A 3,290-nucleotide genomic window follows, 5' to 3' on the forward strand; every position below is an offset into this window, starting at 1 on the left:
CCGCGGAGGTGGCGGCGGAGGGGGCCGGGACCGAGGTTGACGATGGCCCGTGCAGCACACCCTGAGCCGGCCCGGTCGGGCCGGACCCTGTGGGTCACGGTCGGACAGAGCACGATCCCGATCGTGCTGGCGGTGCTCGCCCTGGAACCCGACGAGGTCGTCCCGATCTGCACGCAGGAGACCCGCTCGACCCTCGACGAGATCCGCGCCGGCGTGGACGAGGCGCTGCGCAGGCGATCGAGAGCCCGCCGACCCCGCTGGCGGCGAGCGGTCGTCGTGCCTGCCGACGATCCGGCCGGGATCCGGTCGGCGCTGGAGCAGGCTGACCTCCCGCCCGGTGACCTTGCCTACGCCGGTGGAACGGCGGCGATGGTGGCGGTCACCCACGACGTGTGGAGCAAGACGCGACCCGGCCCGGTCGGCGAGCCCCGGGCCTGGTATCTCGCCGACCGGGCCGGTGAACTGCGGGCCGGGGACGGCACCGTGGTGCGGCTGGCGGACTCGCCGTACCTGCGGTCGAGCCTCACGGACGTGCTCACGATCCGCGGTCGCGCCGACGTGAACATCGAGACGAGGTACCGGGTCGATCTCGCACCGGGGACCACCCTCGACCGACTCGACCCCGACTGGCCGTTCACCGAGGCGAGCGAACGACCGGGTGCGCTCGAGGTCCTAGCAGCGCTCGGCTGGCACCTCCTGACGAACGAGCAGGCGCGTCCCGAGACCGTCGAGGAGCTACAGCGACGATGGAACGACAGCGTGCCCGGCCTGCCCCTCGCTCGCCCGGCGACTCCCAGAGGGCTCGGACACCTCTCGGGCATCGTGCTCGAGCACCTCACGTTCGCGATCGTCGCTCGGCTCCTGGCGGCGACACCCCGCAGACACCTCCCGGTTTGGCTCAGCATCGGGGTGACGATCGCCAACGACCCGACCGCCAACGACGCGGAGCTTGACGTGGTCGTCGTGTCCGGCCCGAGGGTCACCGTGGTGTCCTGCGGGATCAGCCCGAACCGGGGGGTGCTGACCTCCAGGTTTTTCGAAGCGAAGGGGCGCGCGGGTTCCCTCGTGGGAAGCGAGGCCCGGTCTCTGACTCTCGCGCTTCGCAGCGGCAGGGCTCTCGCAGCTGATCCGGCTGCGGCCGAGCGCCAGATGGACATCCATCGCAAAGCCCTCGACCTCGACGCACAGCCCGACCGTGACCGCCACCGACTGGCCGCTCCGCTCGAGCTGTTCACCGGAGCCTCGCACCGCGACCTCTTCGCCGATCTCCGAGACCCGCGGACCCGGCTGACGAACGGTCGGTCGCGCCAGCGGGAGCTCGCGTCGTTCATCGCCCGGTCCTGCTTCCCCTGATGCGAGCGCTGCCGACCTGGGCGGCCGGTACCCCCACCGGTGACGGCTCGACCGCTCGACGGCGGGCAGGCGCGCCGGCGGACACACCGCCGCTCGTGCCTCAGGGCGCGGGCGGTGCCTGGGCGGGGTGGTCGTGGCCCGCTCGGCCCCGGCGGGACAGGCGCTCGATCGAGGTCACGAGCAGCGCCCCGCCCGCGAACCCGACCGCGGCCGCAACCGTCGTGCCCACGACCCAGGCCGTTACGCCCTCGACCACGGCCAGCCACTCGACGGCGTGGCTCGAGGTCGTGTAGTAGGGGGCCAACGCGACCAACCTGCGACGGGGTGGTCGGATGCTCCTGGTGGAGTTGCCCCGTCTCGGTGGACACCTGATTCTGGGGGAGACGCTGGGGGAAGGAGGCCCGGATGGGTCGTCCAGCGAAGTACCCCGCCGAGTTCCGGCGTGAGGCCGTTGCTCTGGTGAAGTCATCGGGTCGGCCGGTTGCTGAGGTGGCCCGGTCGCTCGAGGTCGCCGAGGGCACCTTGTGGAACTGGGTGAAACTCGACCGTGAAGCCGCGGAGCGGTCGGCTGACCCGAACGCTTTGTCGGAGTCCGAACGCGACGAGCTGAAGCGGCTGCGGAAGAAGACCGCCCAACAGGAGATCTCGAGATCCTGCGGAAGGCGGCCGCCTATTTCGCCCGGGAGACGATGCGGTGAGCGGCTTCCGCTTCGTCGAGGATCACCAAGCCGACTACCGCATCACCGACCTGTGCCGGATCGCCGGCGTGAGCCGCTCCGGCTTCTGCGCGTGGCGGTCCCGCCGCCCATCGGCCCGGCAACGCAGCAACGACGCGCTGTTGGTCGAGATCCGCGAGATCCACCAGGCGTCGCGGGCGACGTGTGGGGCGCCGCGGGTGTGGGGCCAGCTGCGTCGTGGCGGCCACCGGGTCTCACGCAAGCGGGTGGCCCGGCTGATGGCCGACGACGGGCTCATCGGAGCTCACGCTCGTCGTCGTTGGCGGCGGGGTCGGGACCCCAAGAAGGTGCCCGCCCCCGATCTGTTGCACCGTGACTTCACCGCGCCGCGTTCGGATCTGCGGTGGGTGGCCGACATCACCGAGTTCCGTTGCGTCGACGGCAAGCTCTACCTGGCCGGGATCCGTGACCTCCACGACCGGGGCCTGGCTGGCTGGTCGATGGGTGAACGCCAGACCACCGACCTCGTCGTCGCTGCCCTCGTGATGCCGCTCGGGCGCCGGCGGCCCTCGGAACGGCTGGTGCACCACGCCGATCACGGCTGCCAATACACCTCGGTCGAGTTCGCCAACCGGCTCGCCGACTGGGGCATCGCAGCCAGCCACGGCAGCGTCGGCGACGCGTACGACAACGCCGCGATGGAAGCGTTCTGGGCGACCCTCAAGAAGGAAGTCCGCCACATCTGCGGGCCATGGGAGACCATCACCCGCTCCGAGCTCCGCACGATCCTGTTCGACTACATCGAGGTCTTCTACAACCGGCGACGCCACCAGCAAGCCCTCGGCGACCGCACCCCCGCCGAGACCTACGCTGCCAGCCCAGCCACCTGATCTACCGAAACCCCGTGTCCATCAGAACGAGGCAACTCCAGCCGGACACGTAGGCCCGGATCGTCTTGCGGTCATGTCCGAGGTGCCGGGCGATCGCTGAGATCGACCAGCCCCTCGCGTGCAACGCGTGAGCATCCACGTCGTCCTCCCGTGTGAGCATGGAGATGGGCTCCTTCGTCTGCTGATGGTGGTCACAGACCGTCAGCATCGAAGGAGCCCCACCCCCGATGGTGGAGCCCTACGGGTGGGGAACTTCAGTGAGCAACTCTGGGGAACTTCACCTGAGCGTGGTCACGGTCGCCGTTTCAATGCCCTACGAGCCGGGCGTTGATTGCTGAAGGTTTGGCCGGCCGTATCGATGTCCGCTGTC

General features: G+C 70.2%; 3 protein-coding genes and 2 pseudogenes. 3 read left to right on the forward strand and 2 right to left on the reverse strand.

What is annotated here, in order from left to right:
- The first annotated feature begins 42 nt into the window (after positions 1-42).
- Positions 43-1,353 carry a hypothetical protein gene (locus V7004_RS15425; RefSeq protein ID WP_334145113.1) on the forward strand — a complete coding sequence of 437 codons (1,311 nt, stop codon included), beginning with the start codon at positions 43-45 and terminating at the stop codon, positions 1,351-1,353.
- Between the two features lie 100 nt (positions 1,354-1,453).
- Here the strand turns inward: V7004_RS15425 and V7004_RS15430 are convergent, their stop codons facing one another.
- Positions 1,454-1,657 carry a hypothetical protein gene (locus tag V7004_RS15430; RefSeq protein ID WP_334145114.1) on the reverse strand — a complete coding sequence of 68 codons (204 nt, stop codon included), beginning with the start codon at positions 1,655-1,657 and terminating at the stop codon, positions 1,454-1,456.
- A gap of 101 nt (positions 1,658-1,758) precedes the next feature.
- On the opposite strand from V7004_RS15430, the pseudogene V7004_RS15875 reads away from it, so the two are divergent.
- A pseudogene (locus tag V7004_RS15875) lies at positions 1,759-1,971 on the forward strand (transposase); the annotation flags it as partial.
- A gap of 76 nt (positions 1,972-2,047) precedes the next feature.
- On the forward strand, positions 2,048-2,920 hold the full coding sequence (locus tag V7004_RS15435) for an IS3 family transposase (RefSeq protein ID WP_334145115.1): 873 nt from the start codon (positions 2,048-2,050) through the stop codon (positions 2,918-2,920).
- Between the two features lie 40 nt (positions 2,921-2,960).
- On the opposite strand, the pseudogene V7004_RS15880 reads toward V7004_RS15435, so the two are convergent.
- Positions 2,961-3,080, reverse strand: a pseudogene (locus V7004_RS15880) (terminase gpP N-terminus-related DNA-binding protein); the annotation flags it as partial.
- Positions 3,081-3,290: the final 210 nt, after the last annotated feature.

It is taken from the genome of Rhabdothermincola sp., from assembly GCF_036846205.1.
Lineage (GTDB): Bacteria > Actinomycetota > Acidimicrobiia > Acidimicrobiales > Acidimicrobilacustridaceae > Rhabdothermincola.